Source organism: Veillonella sp. VA139 (assembly GCF_003992005.1).
Classification (GTDB): domain Bacteria; phylum Bacillota; class Negativicutes; order Veillonellales; family Veillonellaceae; genus F0422.
The window spans coordinates 54,783-80,180 of record NZ_RQVL01000001.1; the positions used below are offsets into that span (position 1 = coordinate 54,783).

Annotated in this window: 22 protein-coding genes; 1 reads left to right on the forward strand and 21 read right to left on the reverse strand. The window is 39.7% G+C overall.

Annotated features, from left to right (window positions below; translation table 11 throughout):
• The first annotated feature begins 14 nt into the window (after nt 1-14).
• Nucleotides 15-1,259, forward strand: a complete 1,245-nt coding sequence (locus tag EO125_RS00355; protein WP_127147137.1) for a sodium/glutamate symporter — start codon at nt 15-17, stop codon at nt 1,257-1,259.
• A gap of 261 nt (nt 1,260-1,520) precedes the next feature.
• Here EO125_RS00355 and rsmA read toward each other — a convergent pair whose 3' ends face one another.
• The 21 genes from rsmA to EO125_RS00465 form a co-directional block, all read right to left on the reverse strand.
• Nucleotides 1,521-2,384: a 16S rRNA (adenine(1518)-N(6)/adenine(1519)-N(6))-dimethyltransferase RsmA gene (gene rsmA / locus EO125_RS00360; protein WP_127147138.1), complete on the reverse strand. Its 864-nt coding sequence runs from the start codon at nt 2,382-2,384 to the stop codon at nt 1,521-1,523.
• Between the two features lie 8 nt (nt 2,385-2,392).
• The gene (gene rnmV / locus EO125_RS00365; RefSeq protein ID WP_127147139.1) at nt 2,393-2,932 is read right to left on the reverse strand and encodes a ribonuclease M5; all 540 of its coding nucleotides are present in this window, start codon (nt 2,930-2,932) and stop codon (nt 2,393-2,395) included.
• A 411-nt stretch (nt 2,933-3,343) separates the two neighbouring features.
• Nucleotides 3,344-3,994 carry a G5 and 3D domain-containing protein gene (locus EO125_RS00370; RefSeq protein WP_127147140.1) on the reverse strand — a complete coding sequence of 217 codons (651 nt, stop codon included), beginning with the start codon at nt 3,992-3,994 and terminating at the stop codon, nt 3,344-3,346.
• Nucleotides 3,995-4,618: 624 nt separating this feature from the next.
• Nucleotides 4,619-6,739: a polyphosphate kinase 1 gene (gene ppk1 / locus EO125_RS00375; RefSeq protein ID WP_127147141.1), complete on the reverse strand. Its 2,121-nt coding sequence runs from the start codon at nt 6,737-6,739 to the stop codon at nt 4,619-4,621.
• A 10-nt stretch (nt 6,740-6,749) separates the two neighbouring features.
• Nucleotides 6,750-8,312 carry a Ppx/GppA phosphatase family protein gene (locus tag EO125_RS00380; protein WP_127147142.1) on the reverse strand — a complete coding sequence of 521 codons (1,563 nt, stop codon included), beginning with the start codon at nt 8,310-8,312 and terminating at the stop codon, nt 6,750-6,752.
• Nucleotides 8,313-8,381: 69 nt separating this feature from the next.
• The gene (locus EO125_RS00385) at nt 8,382-9,149 is read right to left on the reverse strand and encodes a TatD family hydrolase (RefSeq protein ID WP_127147143.1); all 768 of its coding nucleotides are present in this window, start codon (nt 9,147-9,149) and stop codon (nt 8,382-8,384) included.
• A complete protein-coding gene (gene metG / locus EO125_RS00390; protein ID WP_127147144.1) occupies nt 9,149-11,098 on the reverse strand; it encodes a methionine--tRNA ligase in 1,950 nt (649 codons plus the stop codon). Before metG ends, EO125_RS00385 begins: the two co-directional genes overlap by 1 nt.
• A complete protein-coding gene (gene rsmI, locus EO125_RS00395; RefSeq protein ID WP_127147145.1) occupies nt 11,091-11,957 on the reverse strand; it encodes a 16S rRNA (cytidine(1402)-2'-O)-methyltransferase in 867 nt (288 codons plus the stop codon). The genes metG and rsmI overlap by 8 nt, the downstream gene beginning before the upstream one ends.
• Complete coding sequence (locus EO125_RS00400) at nt 11,950-12,669, reverse strand: tRNA1(Val) (adenine(37)-N6)-methyltransferase (protein WP_127147146.1); 720 nt, start codon at nt 12,667-12,669, stop codon at nt 11,950-11,952. Before EO125_RS00400 ends, rsmI begins: the two co-directional genes overlap by 8 nt.
• Nucleotides 12,659-13,504, reverse strand: a complete 846-nt coding sequence (locus tag EO125_RS00405) for a stage 0 sporulation family protein (protein WP_127147147.1) — start codon at nt 13,502-13,504, stop codon at nt 12,659-12,661. Before EO125_RS00405 ends, EO125_RS00400 begins: the two co-directional genes overlap by 11 nt.
• Nucleotides 13,504-14,547 carry a hypothetical protein gene (locus EO125_RS00410; RefSeq protein ID WP_127147148.1) on the reverse strand — a complete coding sequence of 348 codons (1,044 nt, stop codon included), beginning with the start codon at nt 14,545-14,547 and terminating at the stop codon, nt 13,504-13,506. The genes EO125_RS00405 and EO125_RS00410 overlap by 1 nt, the downstream gene beginning before the upstream one ends.
• A 217-nt stretch (nt 14,548-14,764) precedes the next feature.
• The gene (locus EO125_RS00415) at nt 14,765-15,445 is read right to left on the reverse strand and encodes a thymidylate kinase (protein ID WP_127147149.1); all 681 of its coding nucleotides are present in this window, start codon (nt 15,443-15,445) and stop codon (nt 14,765-14,767) included.
• 61 nt (nt 15,446-15,506) lie between these two features.
• A complete protein-coding gene (locus EO125_RS00425) occupies nt 15,507-17,132 on the reverse strand; it encodes an aminotransferase class I/II-fold pyridoxal phosphate-dependent enzyme (RefSeq protein ID WP_240630401.1) in 1,626 nt (541 codons plus the stop codon).
• A 250-nt stretch (nt 17,133-17,382) separates the two neighbouring features.
• The gene (locus tag EO125_RS00430; RefSeq protein ID WP_127147150.1) at nt 17,383-17,580 is read right to left on the reverse strand and encodes a hypothetical protein; all 198 of its coding nucleotides are present in this window, start codon (nt 17,578-17,580) and stop codon (nt 17,383-17,385) included.
• Nucleotides 17,581-17,892: 312 nt separating this feature from the next.
• A complete protein-coding gene (locus EO125_RS00435) occupies nt 17,893-18,081 on the reverse strand; it encodes a hypothetical protein (RefSeq protein WP_126939527.1) in 189 nt (62 codons plus the stop codon).
• 256 nt (nt 18,082-18,337) lie between these two features.
• Nucleotides 18,338-18,916 (reverse strand): aminoacyl-tRNA hydrolase, encoded by a 579-nt coding sequence (gene pth, locus EO125_RS00440; protein WP_127147151.1) that lies wholly within the window; start codon nt 18,914-18,916, stop codon nt 18,338-18,340.
• Between the two features lies 1 nt (nt 18,917).
• Nucleotides 18,918-19,871, reverse strand: a complete 954-nt coding sequence (locus EO125_RS00445) for a ribose-phosphate pyrophosphokinase (protein WP_127147152.1) — start codon at nt 19,869-19,871, stop codon at nt 18,918-18,920.
• Nucleotides 19,872-19,985: 114 nt separating this feature from the next.
• Nucleotides 19,986-21,359 carry a bifunctional UDP-N-acetylglucosamine diphosphorylase/glucosamine-1-phosphate N-acetyltransferase GlmU gene (gene glmU, locus EO125_RS00450; protein ID WP_127147153.1) on the reverse strand — a complete coding sequence of 458 codons (1,374 nt, stop codon included), beginning with the start codon at nt 21,357-21,359 and terminating at the stop codon, nt 19,986-19,988.
• A gap of 172 nt (nt 21,360-21,531) precedes the next feature.
• Nucleotides 21,532-22,749 (reverse strand): ATP-binding protein, encoded by a 1,218-nt coding sequence (locus tag EO125_RS00455; RefSeq protein ID WP_127147154.1) that lies wholly within the window; start codon nt 22,747-22,749, stop codon nt 21,532-21,534.
• 377 nt (nt 22,750-23,126) lie between these two features.
• Complete coding sequence (locus EO125_RS00460) at nt 23,127-24,449, reverse strand: MFS transporter (RefSeq protein ID WP_127147155.1); 1,323 nt, start codon at nt 24,447-24,449, stop codon at nt 23,127-23,129.
• Nucleotides 24,450-24,673: 224 nt separating this feature from the next.
• Complete coding sequence (locus EO125_RS00465) at nt 24,674-25,390, reverse strand: energy transducer TonB (RefSeq protein ID WP_127147156.1); 717 nt, start codon at nt 25,388-25,390, stop codon at nt 24,674-24,676.
• Nucleotides 25,391-25,398 lie beyond the last annotated feature (8 nt).

Consider the following 25,398-nt stretch of genomic DNA (forward strand, 5'->3'; position numbering starts at 1 on the left):
AAGGGGGTTCTACTATGAAAGGTCTTATTGACTTAAGTCTAGTCAACGGAATCTGGACACTGAAACTGTCTATGATTCAAACGGTAGCATTAGCTATTGTTACATTATATTTAGGTGAATTTATCAAAAAACATTCTTCGTTTTTACAACGCGTGAGCATGCCTGCTCCAGCTGTAGGTGGTTTACCATTTGCATTCTTATGTGCATTCTTGTCCTACTATAAAATAGTAAACATTACCTTCGATGGCGCCTTGCAATCATTCTTAATGCTCGCATTCTTTACGACCATCGGTCTTATGGCAAGTCTCAACGTCCTCAAAAAAGGTGGGGTTGGCATCATTTTCTTTTGGATTGTTTGTACAGTCTGGATTGTCTTCCAAAATGGTGCTGGTATCATGATTGCCAAAGCTATGGGTATTGAACCAATCTTCGGTATCATGGCTGGTTCCGTATCCATGATGGGTGGTCTAGGTACTGCTGGTGCATTCGGCCCTCATTTTGAACAGTTAACAGGTATCCCTGGTGTAGCTTCTGCTGCTATCGCAGCTGCTACTTTCGGTATGGTAGCTGGTACCTTGCTAGGTGCTCCTGTAGGGGAACGTATCATTAAAATGCACAACGTGCCTACGCCTGTTGATCATCCTGAGTTATTACATGCAGACGGCATTGACATTGATGAATCCGACTCTGAAAGTAAATTATTTGACTTACATTCCTTAATGCATGTCATCGCTTTTGTTGGTATTTCCTTAGGTCTTGGTACATTGGTAAGTGCTCTATTATCTTCCGTATTTGGTCCATTACCTGCGTATATTGGTGCTATGATTGTAGGAGCTTGTATTCGTAACTACGCCGACTTCACTGGTCACATTACTATCAACAGCGCTGCCCTTGATGCGGTGTCTAATGTATCCTTAAGCATCTTCGTAACGATGGCTATTAATAGCTTAAAATTGGCACAATTAGTTGATTTAGCATTGCCATTATTAGCAATCTTAGCAGCACAAATGGTATTAATCTCCATCTTTGCATACTTAATCTTCTGGCTTTTCAGTCGGAACTACGATGCAGTTATGCTAGGTTCTGGTGCTATTGGTTTCGGATTAGGTGCTACACCAAACGCCTTGGTAAACATGTTGTCCTTGGCTTCTAAATACGGCCCATCTCCAAAAGCATGGTTAGTCGTATCCTTAGTAGGTGCCTTCCTCATCGACTTTACTAATGCATTCTTAATTACATTTATGGCAAAATTGATTTAAGCATATGATATAACTTAGTTCCGTCTTTGTATATACGTACAGGATAGAATAAAAGGGAATTATCCCCACTATAAAAAAGGGCTGTAACAATATGTACATGTTTACATTTTTGTTACAGCCCCTTTTACATGCAGAAACTACCAAGATCTCTTGAGATAGTCCTATCACAAGATATCTTGGTAGTTTTAAGTTATAGGCAAAATACGTTTGTTTTAATGAGGATGAAGCATTTTATGACGACTCCCTTAGGCTCTCCATTTATCATTGGTTGTCTTTGTCTAGCTCATACCAAGCATTGCCGATACAGGCAAATTCATCTAATGTAAATGTCTCTCCACGACGTGATCCATCAATGTTCGCTTTTACCAAAATAGCTTCAATGGTTTCTTTACTTAATCCAGTGGTTTTCATCGTATTACTAAATGTTTTACGACGTTGTGCAAAGCCTGCTTTCACAGCACGGAAGAAATATGCTTCACTATGGACTTTCACAGGTGGTTCACTGCGCAATGGACAACAAATCACCGCACTAGTCACCTCAGGAGCTGGTAAAAACGCCTTAGGTGGCACATCCATGACAATATATGGGTCTGTATAATATTGTACCGCCACCGATAAAGCGCCATACATTTTTGTGCCTGGTTTAGCAATCATGCGCTCTGCCACTTCTTTTTGCACCATTACCACTAATCGTTCGATAGGTAACTTAGATTCTAGCAAAGACATAATAATTGGTGTCGTAATATAGTATGGTAAGTTCGCTACTACTTTGAACGGTTTATGATCCATTAATTCTGGGATATTGACTTTTAATACGTCCCCATGAATGATGCGCACATTATCGTATGCCTCTAGGGTCGTGTCTAAGACCTCTAACAAACGTCTATCGAGCTCTACAGAGGTAACGTTAGCCCCACTTTGTGCCAACCCTTGTGTTAAGGTACCAATCCCAGGACCTACCTCTAACACTGCATCGCCTACTTCTAATTCCGCAGCCTGTACAATCTTATCCACCACAGTGCGCTTAATCAAAAAATTTTGCCCTAATTTTTTACTCATTTGAATGCCAAACCGTTTACATATATAATGTACAACCTCTGGACTTGCAATGACTGATTCTATCATGTATTCTCCTACTGTATTTCTTCTTCTGAAAGTGCTTTGAAAAATGCGTCCCGACTAATTCCATAATGGTTCAAACGGTACAAAAACTGTTTCCCATTCCCATAGCCTATACCCAGCTTAGCACCAATACGAGCCCTCATAGCAGCACTGCTAGACCCTCCACTCAAATCATGTTGTACTAAATCTTGCATCGTAAACAACTCTGATGATTCCATAGATTCTATGTGTAGCACCTCTAAAGCCTTACGGATGGATTCAGGACTTGCCTGCTCAATCCCAATATCATCATTGGCATAGGCTTCCTCTCGTGGCACAAAGGCATGCTGTGCCAACGGAAATCTTTTCGTTAAAAATCGACGAATCCGTTCACCTGCATAATCTGGATCCGTCAGAATAATGATCCCCCTCTTTTCATAAGCATCCTTAATCCGACTGAGCACAGGCTTACGCAAATTAAACCCTTCCGTAGCAATACACTCCACCTCTAAGGCTTGTTGCACCCGTTGAATATCTGATTTTCCCTCAACCACCAAGACCTGTTTTAACATAAAATCAAGCTCCTTCACAATATCGTATTTTATTATTATACCATACATCGAAACCTATGGCATGCGCTACAAAAAACTTGCAACGTGCCCATTAACATCCTCCTGAGGAACACAGTTATGAGTAGAGCATCTTGTGGCACTTTATCGTCATACATGCACATACAAAAGACCGCAATATACCTCTGAAGAAACTACCCAACCACACATAGTCAAAATTGCCAAATAACGCCGCCCTCTCCGAGACGAACGCAATTAGGCGTAGTAGTCTATGGCGTTTTACTTTTAAATTCTAAACATGCAGAAGAGCACGGCATGTTCCTGAACAAACATTACGTAGTACCGTTTGTGAAGGAATGTGCCGTGCTCTTCTATCAATATAAAGTTAAAAACAAAACGCCATAGATACATAGACTAAGAAGTGAGGATATATACGTCTACTGTTCTTCGTCCAAATTGCATGGCAGAACCATAATCTTCCAATACCACATCAATACGATTTCCCACGATGTCTCCACCTGTATCAGCTGCAATTGCCTCACCATATCCAGGTATAAATACTCGTGTTCCCAAAGGAATTACATCGGGATCCACAGCGACTACACCATGACGTGCACGCATGCCCGTTGCTGTAATGCCATCACCACCGCCATCTGTTGGCAAATAGGCCGTTGCCTCCATGGTAATGACGCTTTTCACTTGATTATAAAGCTGTGATACGCCTATATCACGTGTACCTGCTCGAATAATTTTAGGTTTCATCGGTGTAATCGTTGTACGCTGTAGCTCTTTCGTATCCACTACTTCACCATGATGATAGTGGACTTCTTCCTGCACCTCATCAAGTCCTGGTGTGCCTTCCTGTAACACTTCTTCCATTCCTTTGGGTAAGGTATCCACTCGTTCGTATTGTACCTCTACTGGTACTTCTACTTGATGTGTTTCTAATTGTTTAGTTTGGAATCCATGATTCCACATAAAGCCTGAGACTGTAACAAAGACTATTAGTAACAGTGTGAGCATAAGCACTGCTTTTTGCTTTTGCTGTAGTAATCGGTTTGTCATCTAGTACCTCCATGAGTGGTATTCTACCACAGATGGATAGATAAGGTCAAACATACGCTCTTAATCCGCATTATTAAGCTATTTGTCGGCATCCTATTTTTCTAATTCCTTGTCTACAACAATCTCACAGTCCACTATATAGAGACATAGTTACTTGAATAGTTAAATTAATTATTATGTTCAAGCATTCTCATTATAATACTTTTTTAATTATCCATAGTTTGCATGTATAACATCATATAAACTTATACACAGCTCAAAGCATGTGTATAACTATATCCACAGGGTTCATCCAGTGTGCAATGTATCTCCAAAGAAGTATACTATATTTTCAAAATCCTACTTTCTTATTGATAATGCAAAATTGATATGATACGCATTTTAGTAATACCTCATTCTTAAAACTCATAACTTGTCCACATACTTTTAAAAAAATTAGTTGCAAATTACACGAATTGTGTGATTTGCAACTAATTATATCTATTATTTTTACAGAATCATAGATATTTCTTAAATACGCTATTCATCAAATCAATGAATTCCTACTCCTTTTTTTAATTTCCAATCTTTATAGGTACATATATTAAATACCTGCTAGCAAACCTACACTATACTACAAGCTATTTACCTAGTATCATCAGTAGTTTCAGGTTCTAAAATAGGGTCCCACAGTCCTAATTCATCTATATTTTCAGCAGTATCTATATCATTAGAGTTCATAAACGAAAGTTGAGCACACACCTTATCTTCTTTAGCAATGACCTTACGATAAGACCCATCTGCACGCATGACATGGGCTTTTTGATTATCCGCTAAGTACACTTCTAAAATGTGTTGTAATTCTTTCTGTAAAGCTATATCTTCTACAGGAACCATTAACTCCACTCGATCATTTAAATTCCGTGGCATCCAATCCGCACTAGAAATATAGTAAGGGCTTTCACTGTGATTTTTAAAGTATAAAATCCGATGATGTTCTAAGAATCGCCCCACAATGGATCGCACAGTAATATTGTCACTAACGCCCTCAATACCTGGTCTTAGTGTACAAATACCACGAACGATGAGGTCAATTTTGACCCCCTTGCAGGATGCCTCATATAGCTTAGCAATGATTTCCTTATCAAGTAAAGAGTTCATCTTTGCCACAATATGCCCTTCTTTACCATGTTCTACAGCACGTATTTCGCCATCTATGAGCTCTATCAAGGAGGATCTCAATGTCAAGGGTGCCACAATAAGATGTTGCCACTGCTGTGATTCAGCATAGCCTGAGATAGTATTAAAGAATAAAGAACTATCATCCGCATAGGACTCTCGACAAGTCAATAAGCCACAGTCTGTATAATATTTAGCAGTCTTCCCATTATAATTCCCTGTAGCAAAATGCATATATCTTCGTAGTACATCCCCTTCTTTACGGACCACCATAGTAATTTTGGAATGCGTCTTAAGCCCTCTTAAGCCATAAATAACATGACAGCCCGCTTTTTCCAAACGGCGTGCCATGATAATATTATTTTCTTCATCAAAGCGGGCTTTCACTTCCATCAACACTGTCACTTGTTTGCCCAGTTCTGCTGCTTTCACCAACGCTGCTACAATAGGAGAATCCCCACTGACACGATACAAGGTTTGCTTGATAGCCAGTACATCAGGGTCTACAGCTGCTCTAGCTATAAACTCTTCCACCACAGAAAAAGAATCAAATGGATGGTGCAAGAGTCTATCTTTTTCTCGGATATAATCAAAGATAGCTGAAGTCCCCCGCTCTGTGACACAAGGTAGTTCTCGTCTTGTAAAAGCAGGATATCGCAAATGGTCGTAGCCAGGTAAATTGCAAAACTCGCCAAAAGAGGCTATGTCTAAGATTCCTTCTGCTATATAAACGGCCTCTTTTTTTGCCTGCAATCCTTGCAAAACAAATTCCAATAACTGTGGATCATAATGTTCACATACTTCCACACGTACCACTTCACCACGACGACGCCGTCGAAGAGATTTTTCAATCTCCCGCAGTAAATCTGTTGCTTCTTCTTCGATGTCTAAATCCGCATCACGTGTGACACGGAAGGTAGTAAAGGAATCAATGTGATGTCCTACGAAGAAGTCTTCACAATAATAGTTGATGACATCTTCTAACATAACAAAGTGACGATGCACATCATTCGGTACTTCAATAATCCGATTCAATACAGAGGGAATCGGTAATATAGCCATCTTTTCTTGTTCTTTATCATGAATAGGGTGAATCTTCACCACCGAGTTTAATGTTTTATTCACCAAGAATGGAAAGGGATGACTCGCATCCACAGCTAGTGGCGTAACGACTGGAAAGATATGCGTACGAAAATATTGGTATAACCAACGTAATTCACTTTCTTTTAGGTCTTTTACTTTGACAAAGTGTAGCCCTTCTTTTTGTAATCGTTTCAAAATATCATGGAAATAAGTATATTGTAAAGATACTAATTTTTTCGTAGCTTCACTGATGGCTTTTAATTGAGCCTTTGCATCCATATGGGCGGCATCGTATTTAATGATGCCACTCTGCTCTTGATGACGCAGTCCAGATACGCGAATCATAAAAAATTCATCCAAGTTAGAACTGCCAATGGTCAAAAATCGTAATTTTTCCATGAGTGGGTTACTTCTGTCAATAGATTCTTGCAAGACTCGTTGGTTGAACTTCAGCCAAGACAATTCACGGTTAAAATAATACTTTGGATTATCAAAGTCTTTCATAGTATCACTCCTAACGAACTTTCCAATGTATCACTAATTCACGTTTAAATTCTTTCTTACACTGCTTTTTTAATTTTTCGATAGCCATCTCCATCATAGAAATATGGCTTAATTCTTTCACCTCAACATGCATATCTATTTGTTTATCTGTAATATACGTTTGAAAGGAACGTATGGTACGTTCATGACTTTCTTCAAAAGCTTCTGCTAAGGCTAAGGGAAAGGACAATTTTTGTATCATCTCTCGATCCCCTTCTTTTAGTACGGAGAGATACGGAGACTGCTTAATAAATTTACTGTTGGCTCCATGAGAATAGGATGCAATAAAAGCACTGAGTAATTGTTCTCGATGAGATAATCCATAGAGGTTACTATTAATAATCATATATGCACTATGTCTTGCATGGCTGTAATAGTTAATTTGTTTTCCTAAATCATGGAGCAAAGAGGCCACTTTCAAGATTAATTTCAAGCGATCTCCCTCAGGCATTAGTTCTTTCCATTGTTTATAAATCTGTTTTGCCAATTTCGCAATATATAAGGAATGATCCACATCGTGAGGTGTGAAAGAACGCAGCACATTCAAAGTAGAGTGGGTCACAATATCATCTACAATGCCATTTTTTTGAAGACATGGTAGCCCATACTTCTCTGCTGAATAGTTGGCTCCATAATACTGAAAGAATAGCCCTTCCCGCAAGCCACAACCGCTGACAATCATAGACGATGCCCTTGTATACTCCATCAATTCTATAATAATGGCCATACCTGCTACGATGATATCAGCCCGTTCTGCAGATAACCCAGAAATCTTTTTCCGTTCCTCCCACGGTGTTTCTTTCACCCGATGAAACAAAGCCTCCATACCCGCTTTTTTTACCTTGTAATTGTGCAATTTAGGGATGGGATAATTTTTCTCCCGTTGGTCCATTTTGGCAATATTTCGGGCTGTCCCTCCAATTCCAATAAGAGGTAATTTGGCATGTTTCAACCAACTTTCACGATGCAATACCTCTTGGATATAACGCACCATAGCTTCGTATTCGGCACTTGTAAACTCATGACCCGATTTAAATTGTCCTGTCATCACAAGAGCCCCCATAGGAAGGCTAACAGATTTTTTTAATTGTCGATTTTCAATTAAGCTAATTTCTATACTAGCTCCACCAAGGTCAAACACAATAAAATCATCTAATCCTATGGTATTGACAACACCTAAAAATCCTAAGTATGCCTCTTCCTCTCCACTAATGGCACGCAAGGGAATCCCCGTCTCCGCATATACACGACGAATAAAGCTATTACCATTGGTAGCCAATCGCACAGCCGCTGTCGCAATACCTTGAATCTCTGTAACTCCCATAGCCTTTGCCATATGCGACAAGGCTTTCAAAGTTTTAATAGCCCGTTCCATGGCAGGTTTTGTCAACATTTGATGGGTCCACATGCCCTCACTGAGGCGAATGGATTCCTTCTGTTGATATACTAAACGATAACTGCCCGATTCTGTAATTTCTGAAATAACAAACCGTACTGAGTTTGATCCTAAATCTATTAATGCTACTCGTTTCATAGGTCTCCTATGTACACAGAAAGACACTTTCCGTATATGCTACTGTGAAAGTGCCTTTCTCATTCTATATTACTCAATACCAAAACAACGCTTGCCATTCTCTAAGGCAATAGCAGCTAGTTCTTCTACATCCATACCACGCAATTGAGCAATTTCTTGAGCCACAAATTGTGTTTTAGATGGATCATTGCGACGACCTCTAAATGGAGGCGGTGTCAAATAAGGGGAATCTGTTTCAATGAGCAAACGATCCAACGGAATATGTTTCGCTACCTCTTTTAGATTCGTAGATTTTGGAAATACTACCGGTCCAGCAAAGGAGATGTAATATCCCATTTTTATAAATTCTTTTGCCATCTCCAAGCTCGTGGAGAAACAATGGAAGACCCCATAATTGCCTTTTCCATGTTCTACCAACATATCTCGAATGGCACCGTGCGCATCACGATCGTGGATAATAATCGGTAAATCCACTTCTCTTGCGATGGCTAATTGACGTTTAAAAGATTCCGCCTGTACATCTCGATCGGAAAAATCATAGTAATAATCTAAACCGATTTCACCAATGGCTTTTACCTTTGGATGAGATGCCATTTGCTTGAACCATTCATAGTCTTCTTCGGTAGCATCTTTAGATTCATGTGGATGCACGCCTACCGCTGCATAGACACGGTCATACTGTTCCGCCAAAGCAATGGCAGACTCTGCCGTTTTACGGTCTACTGCTGGACACATAATATACTCTACGCCTTGGTCAAAACAGTCTTGAATCATCTGTTCCCGATCATTATCAAATCGTTCATCATTGATATGCGCATGTGTATCAAACAATCGCATTATCTCACCACGCTTCCCGGAGTTAAAGATTCAATATTTGTTACCTCTAATTGATCATCCTCATTAGAGGCTGATAAAATCATACCTTCTGACATATGACCCATAATTTTTTTAGGCGCTAAGTTTGCCAAATAAATTACTTTTTTACCAATTAAGTCTTCTGGTTTGTAAAATTGAGAGATACCACTGACTACGGTACGTGTTTCAATTCCTAAATCTAAGGTGAATAACAATAATTTTTTAGATTTTTTCACCGCTTCGCAAGTTAACACTTTTGCTACCCGTAAATCTAATTTTGCAAAATCATCGTATTCAATGGCCTCTTTAATCGGTGGAATATTGCTAGTATCTACCGCTTCCTCAGTGGATTCTTCTACAGTTTCTGGAGCCACTTCTACCATTTCAGGAATTTCAAAGCGTGGGTAGATTGGATCTCCTTTCACTACTTTTGTACCTGTTGGAAGTGCTCCAAATGTGCGCACATCATCTAGCATAGCTTGTGCAAATCCTTGTAAACCAAGTTGTTCCCAAATTTTAGGAGCTCCTGTTGGAATCACTGGATCCACTAAGACAGCGATGATACGCAAGGATTCTGCCAAATGATACATGACAGCTTCTAAGCGCTCTGCATCTCCTTCGTTAGCACCTTTTGCCAATACCCAAGGCATTGTTTCATCAATGTATTTATTCGTACGGCCAATAAACGCCCACACCGCTTTAAAGGCTTTGTTGTACTGCATATCTTCCATCAATTGTTCGTAGTCTTTTACTGTTTGCTCAGCTAGAGCAATTAAATCCTTGTCAACATCTTCTGTTGGCGCATGTTTTGTGATGATACCACCATGATATTTTTCAATCATTGCTACGGTACGATTCAACAAGTTACCTAGGTCATTGGATAAGTCTGCATTAATTTTTGTAATGAAATTAGGCAAGCTGAAATTACCATCATTGCCTAAATGTACTTCATTCACCAAGAAATAGCGCAATGCATCAGAACCGTAAGTGTCAATCAATGGAATTGGGTCGATCACATTGCCCAAAGATTTACTCATTTTTGTACCATCGACTACAAGCCAGCCGTGACCATATACTTTTTTCGACAATGGCAAGCCAAGGCTCATGAGCATAATAGGCCAAATGATGGTATGGAAACGCACAATTTCTTTACCCACTAAATGCAAATCTGCAGGCCAGTACGTTTCAAATAAATCACTATTTTCATCCAATGGGTTTAAAGCAGAAATATAGTTAATCAACGCATCAAACCATACATACATAACATGTTTTTCATCAAATGGCACTGGAATACCCCAGTTAAAGCTAGTACGAGATACTGCCAAATCTTCTAGGCCTTGTTTCACGAATTGAATCATCTCATTACGACGTGATTCTGGTTGAATAAAATCAGGATTTTCTTCAATAAATTTGAACCATTGGTCAGCGTATTTATTCATGCGGAAGAAATAACTTTCTTCTTGTACCACTTCTAATGGACGACCGCAATCAGGACATGTTTTTTCTGGACCTAATTTAGATTCCGGCCAGAATGTTTCGCATGGTACGCAGTATAAACCTTCGTAGGAAGATTTGTAAATATCTCCATTGTCGAATGCTTTTTGAAATAAATGTTGGCAATATTTGATGTGTCTTTCATCGGTAGTTCTAATGAAATCATCATGGGAGATGTTCAATTTTTCCCATAAATGTTTAAATCCGTCTACGATTTGTGTCGTATATTCTAACGGAGTAATCCCCATCGATTCTGCCATACGTTGGATTTTTTGTCCATGTTCATCAGAGCCTGTTAAGAATCGCACATCATAGCCAGCTCTGCGTTTAAAACGAGCGATTGTATCAGCAATGGACGTACAGTATGTATGCCCAATATGTAATTTCGCACTTGGATAATAAATTGGTGTCGTAATATAATACGGTTTCTTAGTCATCTGTTCTCTCCTTACTATACCATTCAATTTCATTATATACATCGCGCCGTGAAAGGCCACGTTCTTTTGCAATTTGACGAGCGGCCTCTTTTTTTGGCACCCCTTCTTCGATTAAGGCTAAGGCTGCTTCTAGTGTTGAAAGCAGTACTTCCTCCACCTTCGTTTCATCTGCCACAGTCTCCTTGCCACCCACCAAGAGGACAAATTCCCCTTTTTCTACGATTTGACTGAAATCATTTCGTAACTCTAGCAAGGTGGTTCGTGTGAAAGTCTCAAACTTTTTCGTCAGTTCACGACCTACTGTAATAGGACGATTCCCCAGCCCTTCATACAAGCTTTGGATAGTCTCTTCTATACGATGAGGTGCTTCATAGAAAATAAGAGTTCCTTCATAGGTAGCAATCCGTGATAACACCTCTTTTACATTCTGCTTTCGTTTCGGCAGAAAACCTATGAAGTGAAATTCCTTAGTGTTTTGACCCGATGCGATAAGCGCCGTTAAGCCTGCGTTCGCACCTGGTAAAGGAACAATCTGTATACCCGCATCGACGGCTTCTTTCACCAAATCTTCACCGGGATCAGAAATAGCAGGCATTCCCGCATCACTGACTAAACCGATGGATTGACCATCCAATAAACGCTGGATGAGGTCAGCCCCCTTCTCCGCTTTATTGTGTTCATGATAGGAAATCATAGGCTTCGCAATATTAAAATGTTGTAATAATACCCCTGTATGACGCGTATCTTCCGCTGCCACCACATCCACCTCTTGCAATGTGCGCACAGCGCGATAGGTCATATCCTCTAAGTTCCCAATAGGTGTGGGAATTAAAAATAATGTCCCTGTATGACTACTCATAATATGCTTGTACCTCATCTGAATAGGAACCATCTACTTCGTAAATATATAAAGGTGGTTCCACCATCATGCCTAGTTTTCCACCATATTTTAATTCTAGTAAGACCAATTTGCTCACTTTATCTTGATTACCATGAATAAAGCGCATTCGTTTTACCCTAAATTGAGTCTGTTCTATGGCACTCAGTAAGGATTCTAACCGTGGGGTTGTATAAATCATCCACAGTGTACCGCCAAATTTTAAATATCGTTGGGCTTGTACCAATCTATCTTTCATAGAATATTGTTGTTCATGTAAGGCTAATGCTACATTTTCTACCGTTGAAAGTAAGCCACTATTGGTTTCAAAATAAGGTGGATTCATGTAGATACCATCAAACTGACCATAATACAGTTTGCCAGCATCGGTCATGTAATCTAACTCCACCATGGATACTGCCTCAGCAATACCATTATGAAGAACGCTTCTCTGCGCTAGTTCGATGACACGTGGATTGCAGTCTACCCCTACTACATGATGGGCTCCACGATGGTATAGCACATGGGGAATCACGCCTGTGCCTGTACCTAATTCTAAATAGTGCTTATTGGATTTTGCCTCACCAAAATGAGCGAGTAAAATAGCATCAATGGAAAACTTAAACTCTTTTTCATCTTGAAAGAGCTGAAAGCCACTGAGTAACAAGTCCGTTGTAGTGATATTATTCTTCATCAGGTAATGCCACTTCCGACCAATGTAAGTCGATTGTACGACCTGCCTCCAATTGGACTTTCACCGTCTTTTTCATGTTATTGATTTTTAAGACTTTACCTAAACCTTCGTCGGTTACTACTTCTTTACCAATTCCTGGTGGTTCTACTGCAACAGGCGCTTGTTTTGCTTTTTGTGAATACAAGTCTCCCCCTTTTAGGTAGGAGTCATTTTCATAATTCAAACAACACATCAAGCGACCACAAATGCCAGAAATTTTCGTAGGATTTAAGCTCAAATTTTGATCTTTCGCCATACGAATCGATACAGATGCAAAATCACCTAAAAAGGTAGCGCAACATAATGGACGTCCACAAGCGCCAATTCCATTTAATATTTTTGCTTCATCACGGACCCCTACTTGTCGCAATTCAATGCGCGTACGGAATACATTGGCCAAATCTTTTACGAGCTCACGGAAGTCAATTCGACCTTCTGCAGTAAAGAAAAAGACAATTTTATTCATATCAAATGTGTATTCCACATTGATTAATTTCATTGGTAACCCACGATAAGCGATTTTTTCTAAACCAATTTCAAAAGCTTTTTCTTCTCGCTCTCTATTTTTTTCTACTTGTTTCAGATCTTTTGCCGTTGCTTTACGCGTCACTTCTTTCAGCGGTTGCACCACGCTATCTTTCGATACTTTCCGTGGTCCAATTACGACTTCCCCATATTCCAAACCACGAGAGGTTTCTACTATGACACCATCTCCCGTCGTAAGGGTTACAAACCCTGGGCCAAAGTAGTAGATTTTGCCAGCTTTTTTAAAGCGTACTCCTACTATAGTAACCACTATATATCCTCCTTCACAGCCTCACGTAAGGCTAATATAACTCCATCTATAACAAGGCCTAAGCGCACATTAAGGCGCAGTGCCTGTTCTGCTTCTAATGTAATGGGCACAATTCGTTGCAAAGATTTTGATGACCATCGTAGTAAAATCATTTGCATGCGGAATCGATACTCACTTAGTATCATCTTTTCACTCTCTGTACCATATCGCAAGGCTAGCATATCTCTTGCTAACACACGTAACCAGCTCAATATATCGAGTACCACGTCTTTTGAAAGCCCCTCAAAGGATAAAGCTAAGGTAGTAAAGAAATGACTTCTTTCTACTACGCATTCTAGTACTTCCATAGCCTTTTCTAAACTTTCAATACCACCAGCCTGCGCCCACTGACGAGCTAATGTTGGATTTCCACGGGCACTTCGCACAGCACGTCGAACATCTCCTGTATACCCCTCTTTAGTTAGGGCTTGCACCAATTCCTCTTCTGGCACTGGTTGCATACCAATAAGCATACATCGTGACACGATGGTGGGTAGTACATTGTCGATATTGGTAGTGACAATGATAAAATACATATTTCGTGGTGGTTCTTCAATCGTTTTTAGCATCGCATTCGCTAAGACAGTATTGGCTGTCTGAAAGCCTTCTACGATAACCACCCTCGGTGTATCACTAGATACATTGATATACTTTTCTAATAAGGTATACCATTGTTCCACGCTGAGCTGTGTTTTCATAGGGCGAATCCAAAAGGCTTGACCTTGATCAATATAGATTGGCAATCCTTTATCTTTGACTGCACTCTCACTTTCACCAGACTCAATGCGTTGTTGCTCTATAGTGGATAAAAAAGTTCGTCCTTCATCAGGAGAAAAAATCTGACGTCCCACTAATAGGGACCCAATGGCGATGGCCATGGATGTCGACTCTAAACCTGTTTCTCCGTAGAGCAGTAAGCTATGGGGCAAAGCAGAATCTCGGATTAATGTAGTAATTTGTTCTTTCACTTGGTGTTGACCAAGTACAGTTTCAAAAAAAGACATACACCCTCCTTTACCTCATAAGACTACCCTTTATTATAGCATGTTATGGCAATAAATACACGAATAAAAGAAGAAACACCTCATGGTTTCAGCAAAATATTTGCACTCCATGTGGTGTTTCTATTATATCTTTTTTGAACGTGTATCGTACCATAACAGACTATCCATGATACTATTCACCTAGTGAATAGGTACGACACATTTTATTAGCTAGAGTCTAGCCTTTACATATATATTGTTTTGCAATACCATACACTTCCTCATGAATGTCATCAATAGTGCGTAACTGATTGCTTTCATTCTCGCAGTGCACACGGTGCCAATCGTAGGTATTCACTAACATATCATAGGCATCATGAACCGCCGTCAAGTGAGAGGCATCCTTTTCATGTATATCCCCCGTATTGCCTCCTGTTTTACCTGTCCGTTCTGCTAACAGGGATTTTGACAAGGACAAAGGCATATCCAATAAGATGACTGCATCCGGTCTTGGCAAGCCATATAAATCGTATTCTAATTGATCCAGCCATTGTAAAAAGGTGTTTCGTTCTTTTTTATCAGTGTACTTTATCATTTGATGCACCATATTCGATGTCGTATACCGATCAGCAATGATAATGCCACCTTCTTCGTAAAAGCGTTGCCAATCTTGGCGATAGGACGCAAATCGGTCTATCGCATAGAGGGTGCTAGCCACATAGGCATTCACGGAGTTCGCCTCTTTTCCAAAGTCTCCTCGCAAATACATTTTAATTGGTTCTGCTGCTGGACTATCGTAATTAGGAAAACTAACAGACCGAACTGGATAACCTTCTGCTTGTAGTCGTTCCAATAATTTTGCCGTCTGCGTGGCCTTACCACTGCCGTCGCCACCTTCAATAATAATTAATTGTCCCATATGTATCTCCTTATGATATCGCAATTATTTTTTGTATACTCCATCAATCCACACCATGCCTCTACCTCGCTCTATCTTTACACACCAGGATGGTCTGCAGCTGGCGGTCCCAAGCCCCATTCGGCACATACCCATCACGTTGTTTCTGTTTCATATATGCTAATACTTCTTCCGTTATAGTCTCACCTACACCTAAACAAGGGATTCCCGGTGGGTAATAGGTTATGGTTTCCCCACTAATTCGCCCTAGAGCTTCTTCCAAGGGGATTGTTTCCATCTCTGCATAAAATGCTTGCCGTGGTGAAAGTGCCACTACGGGTGTCGGTAGTATTTCCATTATACTTGTATCTACATCGTTACAATCCGTGCCATATGCATCATCTAACCTATCTGTGATACTATTCTTTGTCGTATTCTTAGTACTATGTATTGCATCAAAAGACGCGTGATTACCTTGGTTAAGTAAACCTGTATTGTGTTGCTGCGCATGCTCTCTGCACCCCTGTGTGGTATCTGCCAATGTATGTCTATACACATCTGAGATACTCTGCACCGCCTCTAGTACCTGTTGTATCGATGTGTCTGTATCACCTATGGTAATCAATAATAAGACATGGTAGGCTTTCATGAGTTCCACTTCAATATGACGTGCTCGCAGCTCTCGTTCTAACTCTTGTGCCGTAAGTCCAAGGTCCTTTGCATCAATAATAATCTTAGTTTCATCCAAACTGAAAGCACCATCTATATCCTCAAGTCCAGGACAAGCAATGCCAGGAATCTCATTCAGAGCCCTTCGCAAAGTACGGGCTAACTCCAATGTGTCTTTCATGAGAGACTGTCCCTCTGTAGCCCATTGATGGCGTGCCATGTCCAAAGATGCTAAGAAGATATAATTCGGACTCGTGCTCATCAAGATTTGTTGTAATTGTTGAATACGGTCTACATCAATACGAGGCCCTTGTCCATGGAGCATTGAGGTCTGTGTTAAAGACCCTAATAATTTATGCGTGCTCTGCGCTACTAAATCAGCTCCACTAGCCAAAGCAGGTATAGGCATCCCCAAGGATGGTACTAAATGCGGTCCATGAGCTTCATCCACTAGCACTAGCATATGCCGTTCATGGGCTGCCTCTGCAATTCGTTTTACATCCACACCTATGCCATAATAATTAGGATGTACTAGCAATATAGCTTTCGCCTCTGGATGCGCATCCATCGTAGCAATAGCCTCCTCCGCTGTGACCCCTACAGGGATACCCCAGCGTGGATGAAATCGCCCTTTCATATAGATGGGTTTAGCCCCACTTAATACCAAGCTATTATGAACAGAACAGTGAGCCTCTCTAGGAATGATGATAGAGTCCCCTTCTTTCACTGCACTCATAATCATCATTTGAATCGCACCAGATGTGCCGTTAATAGAAAACCACGTGTGGTCGGCACCAAAGGCCTGTGCTGCCAGTTGTTGTGCTTCCAGCAATTCACGCTCTGGCTCATGATAATCATCAATGGCATACATTACGCCTAAATCATAGGGTAAAGCCTTTCCCATCCACTCTGTGAGTAACGCAGGCGCTCCCTGACCAATCTTGTGACCAGGCGTATGAAAAGGTACCATATGTTGTTCTTTATATTTTTCTAAAGACTCCACAAAAGGAAGTCTGTGTTGATTTATATTTTGTTTCATATATTTATTATTGATTCTTTCACAATATCATTAAGATCATAGTTCTAAATACTCTATCTAGTATTCTACCCTACTCTGTACATCCATTCAAGCAATTCTATCACGACTAACATATATCCCTATATTCTGTTCATACTGTGTATCGTTGTAAATATACCTTCTACCTTTCATTGGCATACTGCATCATAGTTCAAAATAATAAAAAAACTGCTACAATTTGTAATTTCTTACAAACTGTAACAGTTTCTGCTTATTTACTATATTCCGCAACGTATTGGGAACCCGCTTTTACGTAGTGTTCCATTGTATTTGCCACATGGTGTAAATCTTGACCAGTCAACGCACTGATGTCTTGACCGCCCGTTGCACTATTGATAATTTGTGAAATTTCGTAACCACTATATCCTAGCACAGACAAGCGGTTGGATAAACTTTTAATTAAGCTCATTGCTAACCTCCATTTGTGTAGTAATTATTTGAATTCATTTCCAAAATTGGATCCTTCTGTGGTCGGGTTGAACCACCATAGCTACTAGACTGTCATAAGAGCGTATACAGTAAGCATCTATTCCCGCACAAGTCTTACGTAGCATCAGCCTATATTGCTATGTTATGTAATATTGTAACGATAATTTTCGATATTGTCAAGTGCATTCTATAGAATCAAAAAAAATCGACCCCACAAGGAGTCGATTTTCCATACTAACTTGTAATCAAAAGCGCTTAGCTAATTAAACTCAGTAGTATTAAGAACGTACAACTATTTTTTATTTTTAGTTGCTAATGTAGCTAACATAGCTTCCTCAGTACGACGTCGTACTGCATCCACTAATGGTTTGACTTCTAAGAATTCAGCATCAGTCAAACGGAAAGTACGTCCTTTACGTTCAAATAAGGATTTTTTGCGACCTGCACCAGCCCGCTTGCCGCCCCAATTATTACCTTTCATGATAATGCCTCCCTCACAATAAGTAAAAATAAAGACGATTCACATTAAATACTAATTATACTGCTCTAAACCTAGTATATACTTTTATTTTCATAATTTCAAGATGAAAAGACATATATAGTGAATTTATTTGATTGAATTCGCATAACAATCCAAAAGTAATTCACTAGTTGATCAAAACTACCCTTATATACACGATATATGCATAATAAAAACCAAAATAGAACAAGTGCTCTATTTTGGTTTTCTCGCTCTGTTAACGAGGACGTCCTTTTTTAGGATTATATAGATTCATACCTTTATCGATACCTACTTCTACACAACCTAATACGGCTTTCACCATAGCCTTAATTCCCTTTTGCACAGTGTCCTGTTGGTCTTCTGGGAATCGCGACAATACATGGTCCACCACGGTCCACTCTGGCAAAGGACGACCTATGCCAAACCGAAAATGGGGAAACCCATCTGTTCCTAAATGGCTAATCATAGATTTTATACCATTATGTCCACCAGCACTACCATTTGGTCGAATCCGCAATTTACCGACCGGCAAATCCATGTCGTCATAAATAACATATACATCCTCAGGTGTGAGCTTATAATATCGCATCAAGGGACCTACAGACTCACCGCTGAGGTTCATAAAGGTTTGTGGCTTCACCAACAACACTTTTTCACCCTCTATGGTACAGGAGCAAATTTCTGCTTTATAATCTTCTCTCCATGGTGTATGGCTCACGCCATCCGCAATAGCATCTACCACCATGAATCCGATATTATGGCGAGTTCCCTCGTAGTCTCTGCCTGGATTTCCTAGTCCGACGATTAATTTCATCTTATTTATCGAACAAAGAGCTTACAGACTCTTCTTGAAAGATACGTAAAATCGCTTCTCCCAATAATGGAGCTACGGACAAGACTGTAATATTTGGTAAGCGACGTTCTTCAGGAATATCGATTGTATTTGTGACAATTAACTCTTTAATATTGGAGTTTGCAATACGTTCACAAGCTGGATCTGTTAACACTGCATGTGTTACACAAGCCGTTACAGATTTTGCGCCAAATTCTTGTAATGCTTTCGCGCCTTCCACAAGAGATCCCGCAGTATCTACAATATCATCGATGATGATACAATTTTTACCTTGTACATCACCAATTAAGTTCATTACTTTCGCAACGCCTGGTTGTGGGCGTTTTTTCTCAATAATCGCAATTGGTGCACCAATGCGGTCCGCTAAATCACGGGCACGTGTTACTCCACCAAGGTCTGGAGAGACAACGATGACATCTTCCATTTTCTTTTCATTAATATAATTTGCAATGATAGACGCACCCATTAAATGGTCTACTGGCACATCAAAGAAACCTTGAATCTGACCTGCATGAAGGTCTACTGTTACAAGGCGAGTAACACCAGCAGTTTGTAATAAGTCTGCCATTAATTTTGCTGTAATTGGTTCTCTACCACGAGTTTTTCTATCTTGGCGAGCATATCCATAATATGGTACAACGGCTGTGATATGACGAGCGGATGCACGTTTTAATGCATCTGCCATGATGAACAATTCAACTACATTATCATTCACTGGATAGCTAGTAGGTTGCACGATAAATACGTCTTTACCACGTACACTTTCATCAATCATGACTTGTACTTCCCCATTGTTGAAGCGTCCCACAAATGCTTCGCCTAATGGGAGGTCCAAATAATCACAGATTTCTTTGGCTAATGCTGGATTTGCATTACCTGTAAAAACTTTGAGTCGTTTACCATCTTCTAATGCCATGTCATTACTCCTCTAAAACAATTGACTTACAATTTGATGCACAAAGGCTCTCTATATATTGTACTTCATTTTCTCAATTTTGTGTAAACAATTTTATGAAATTTCCGTACATTTTTATTTTTTGAAAGTATCCTCTGTTACCCAGTTCTCTTTTACCACTTGGCGAGCCCGTCCAAATGCCAATCCACGGCTTGGTACATCCTTCGTTATGGTAGAGCCAGCTGCTACGTAACTTTCACTACCGATTGTCACAGGCGCTACTAAGTTGGAATTACAACCTACAAACACGCCATCTTCAATTGTGGTACGATGTTTCTTTTTACCATCGTAGTTGACAGTAATAGTACCACAACCGATATTCACCTTGGCCCCTACATCGCTGTCGCCAATATAGGACAAGTGCGGAAGTTTTGTACCTGTACCAACCACGCTATTTTTCACTTCTACGAAGTTACCAATTTTTACTTTATCAGAAAGCACTGTATCTGGGCGCAAATGAACAAATGGTCCAATCACTGTATCATTCTTGATTTCGCAATCATGTGCGTAAGAATCATGGATATGATTATTATCGCCTACTGTTACATTGGACAAACGTATATTAGGCCCCAAAATATTATTCGTACCCACCACGGTGTTGCCTTCTAATGTCGTATTAGGATAGATAATCGTATCTGGTCCTACTACCACTTCTGGGGCAATGTATGTGCTATGTGGGTCCACCAAGGTAACACCAGCTTCCATCAATGCTAAATTCGTGCGGTTACGCAAAATCAATTCTGCTTGTGCTAATTGTAAACGGCTATTTACCCCTAGGGATTCATCGCTGTCCATGGTCATATAAGCGCTCACCGTTTTGCCTGCTTTTACAAGGATGCTCACTACGTCTGTAATGTATAGCTCACCTTGTGCATTATCATCTGAAAGTTGCTCTAAACAAGGCCATAATTCTTTAGAGTCGAAAATGTACATGCCTGTGTTCACTTCATGCACTTTTAATTCATCGAGTTTGCCATCTTTTTCTTCTACAATGCGTTCTACGGACTTGGATTCATTACGAATGATACGGCCGTACCCATATGGATTGTCCATGTAGGCTGTTAACACTGTGGCTGCCGCCCCTGTTTCTTTGTGGTGCGCCAACAATTGTTCCAATGTTTCTTGCGTTACTAATGGAGTATCGCCGCACAACAACAAGATGAGACCTTCATGGTTGCCCAATACGGATTCTGCTTGTTGTACCGCATGACCTGTGCCTTTTTGCTCTAATTGTGTCACGTATTCCGCACGGTCACCTAAATAGGCTTTCACATCGTCACCACCAAAGCCAACGATAACTACATTGCGCTGTGCCCCCACAGATTGAGCCGCTTCTAAGACACGTTCCACCATAGCTTTACCAGCTACCTTGTGCAATACTTTCGGAAGTTTAGATTTCATGCGTGTCCCTTTACCGGCCGCTAAAATCAAACCTACTAATTCATTCATATGCATCCACCTTTATTGTTATTGAATAATAATTATATATAAATTAGCATACCATATTGTGGGAGATTTTTCGACTGTTAATTATAGTATGTATCTCCTAACATGCGATTATGATACACGCTAGGATGGTATACATTGTTCTCTCCCTATACGATTATCTACCCTTGTCATCTTACAATGGAGTGTCTAATAACCATTCTAATACATTTCTCTGTTGAATCCCATTATAACTAGCATTCTTATTAATCACATCGAAGGTTAATAGATATTTAGGATAATGGTCTTGCATTTTTTCTAGCGGCTCTAGCTCTCGCCTTAATGTGCTTGGATCTAATACACTTTGGCTTACTTGGTAATATTCGATGGTACCATGTTTTTGGGAAATAAAATCGATCTCACCTTTTTGTAAATGACCTACATAGACCTTGTACCCTCTACGTATAAGTTCTAAAAATACGATATTTTCTAGTATATGTCCTGTATCTTCGCCACGATTGGGTAGTAAGAATTGTTTTAACGCTACATCTGCTGCATAGTACTTTGCATTTAATTGCAATACTTCTTTTCCACGGACATCATATCGATTGACTTGATACATTAACAACGTATCTAGTAACAATGATATATATCGCTCAATGGTCCGACCATCTACTTTTCGACCTGCACTAATCAGCGAATTTTTAATCTTAGTAGGATTGATAAGACTCCCAATATTAGCAAACAAATATCTTACTACACTTTCCAATAATTGAGGATCTCCAATTTTACTGCGAGCAATGATATCTTTCAATACAATGGTGTTAAATATGCCTTGTAAATAATCTAAGATCATCGGCAGATTATCCCCTAATGTTAACGTGCCGGGGAAAGAACTATATTGAATATATTTTTGATACAATTCCTCTAATAATGGATGCTTATCGTTTCCATGGACTTCACAAAATTCTTTAAATGAAAGAGGTAACATATCTAGCTGCACATAACGTCCCGACAATAACGTAACCATTTCAGAAGACATAAAGTACGCATTAGATCCAGTAATGTACACCTTCACCTTATCTTTGATGTACAAACTGTCCACCACTTTTTCAAAATTAGGCACATGCTGTATTTCATCAAGAAATATATACATCTCCTGATTCGGTATAAGTCGTTCTAAAATATATTGATATAAAGTACGATACTCTTGCAAATGCTCATATTCTAAATCTTCAAAATTAATACTTATAATCTGCTCTGGCTGAACTCCTTGAGCTAACAGCTCTTCCTTATACAATTGAAAGAGCGTTGACTTACCACAACGACGGATACCAGAAACAACAATAATCGCATCCGTGTACCGATGATTACGCAGGAAATCTAAATACTGTTTTCGTTCAATTAACTTCATATGTTCCCTCCTTTGTATTATGGATTTTGCTACAAATTAACTTCAATTTTTATGTTTTATAGATTTTATAACATATTTTTGTAGTTTTTTTATTATTTTACGGAACTAGATGTAACTTTTTACTTATTTTATCATTTTTATGGAGTTTATGACAATTTTTATATAAATCAATATTATTTTATGTAATAGAATGCAGTATTTTATCACATTTTATCACTTTTATGGTTTCTATGACAAATTTAATTAAATAAATTCTATCTTTTTTATTGAATATCGTTTTATACGAAAAAGGAAAGCCCATACTTAGGCTTTCCTTCGTAACTTTCACTAGCACATTCTACTAATATCTATTCTTTTATTAGCATTGAAATATCTGTTTATGCTTTATCAGCAGCTGCATAGATTTTTTGTACCCCTCTGTTGGATAAGTAGCAAGAGAACATACAAAGAACTACACCCACTAGCAATGTGTAGAAACCCATGTCCCAGCCCCAATGGTCTACAACGAAACCAAAGAGTGTTGTTCCTAATGAACTACCCACAAGGTAACTCATAAAACCACGCAAGCCTACAGCAGATCCTAAGGCAAAGGTTGGAATAACTTCCATTGCTTGTACTGGAATCATAGATTGTGGAATGTAAATCAAACAGCCAGTAATACAAGCAAATACAGTGGCCCATAAAATACTATCAGAGTTCATATACCCAATCACACAAGCAAAGATGACCACTAAGCAATAGATTGGTAATTGCATAATGCGACCTTTGAAGTATTTATCTACTAAGTAGCCTGCCAAGATAGTAGATGGAATAGCAGCCCATTCAAACAACATGTACGCTACACTCATCTCTGTTTTCGTAAAACCTTTTACTTTCAGTAAGTATAAAGGAATCCAGGTAATCATGCCAAAGCGTACCATGTATACGAATACGTCAATTAATACCAAATACCAAGAGTTTGGATTTTTAAATACAAAGTTGTAAAACACTTGGAATGCATTCATATTCTCTGGTTTGTCCGCTGCCATTTTAGCAGATTTTTGTCCTGCCGCTTCCTCTTGGAATACTTCCTCTACAGTTGGCAATCCTTCTTCGGTTGGGCGCTTACGAACAAAATACAAGACTAATAAGACACAAATAGCGGCCAAGATAGCTGGTACTGCAAATGTACCGATTCTCCAGTGCTCTGTTCCTAAATAGCCAATCGCTACACCTACGATAGGTGCCACAATGCCACCACCTAAATTGTGGGACATATTCCAAATCGTACTAGCACGCCCCCTCTGAGATCTTGGAAACCAATAGCCTACTGTAATGATTGACGGTCCTACACCCATTCCTTGGAATAAACCTAATAAAATAACGAGTCCGATGAATAAGGAATAATGTGTGGTGAATCCCATCAATACATTTAAGATGACGCATAAAGTCAAACCGATAGCCATAAAATACTTCGGATTTGCTTTATCTGCCAACACAGACATGAACCCTTTGCTAAGTCCGTATGTAATCAGTAAACAGCTAGACAATAACCCTAATTGCGTTTTACTTAAATCTAGTTCACCAGATAAATAAGGCAATGCTAAATTAAAGTTACTGCGCACTAAGTAGTAAGCTGCATATCCAATCCATACACCAATCAGAGAATTCATTTGCAAGCGTAAAAAACGACTTTTTACCTCTTGACTAACTTGTTCCATTCTAATGCCTCCTTTACAATGTACACTATGGCATAGTATATACCTTTTTTTTATGATAGGCTAGTAGTTTATTTCTGAAAGAGCCTCATCTTTTCTTAGATATGCCTATATATCTTTCTAGTAGGAACACACAAAAGCGCCATATGGTTCTAACTACACGTATTCAGAACCATATGGCGCTATGTACTGCATCTAAGCTAATGCATAGATACATCTATTTATTTTTATAATGCAAAGCGATAGGTTCTCGTTGCATAGGCTCGAACTGGTCGTCCGTTTCTAGTGGCTGGCACAAAGGTCCATTGATACGCCACGCGCATCACGGCTTGCTCAAATTCAGGTTGTCCGCTACCTCCAATAATATCTACGGAGCTAACTGAACCATCTTTTTCTACTACCAATTGAACAACTACAGTGCCTGTTTTACCTTGGCGGAGCATTTTAGGAGGGTACGGTGCTTCTACATCACTAACTAGAGATAAACTACCAGCATCGACAATCACTCCATCATCGTTGCCGTCTACCCCGTTACCATCTCCAGTGCCTTTGCCGTCGCCATCTCCGTTACCATTTCCATTTCCATCACTAGGTTCCGTACCTTCTCCACCGCCTCCAGGATTTCCTGGAAGTGCTGATGGTGGTGCGACAATAGCTACATTTTTAGGTACTTCCGCTTTCACTTGTTCTAAAATTGCTTCTGCATCGGCTAAATTCGTAATCGGTGGTGGAATTTCACGTTTTTCAGTATGAGGCGCTGTAATAGCAGGTCCTGCACTCGGTTGTCCTGCGCTACCTTTATCCTCATGAACCAACTGCACCTCTACAATTTCATCCGATTCTGGTGTCGGAGTTTGGATATGCCCCAATACGCCTAGAAGTACTACAAGACCTATATTCGTCAGTCCGGATATCACTGCGGGTATACGCCATCGTCTATCCATAGTACCTC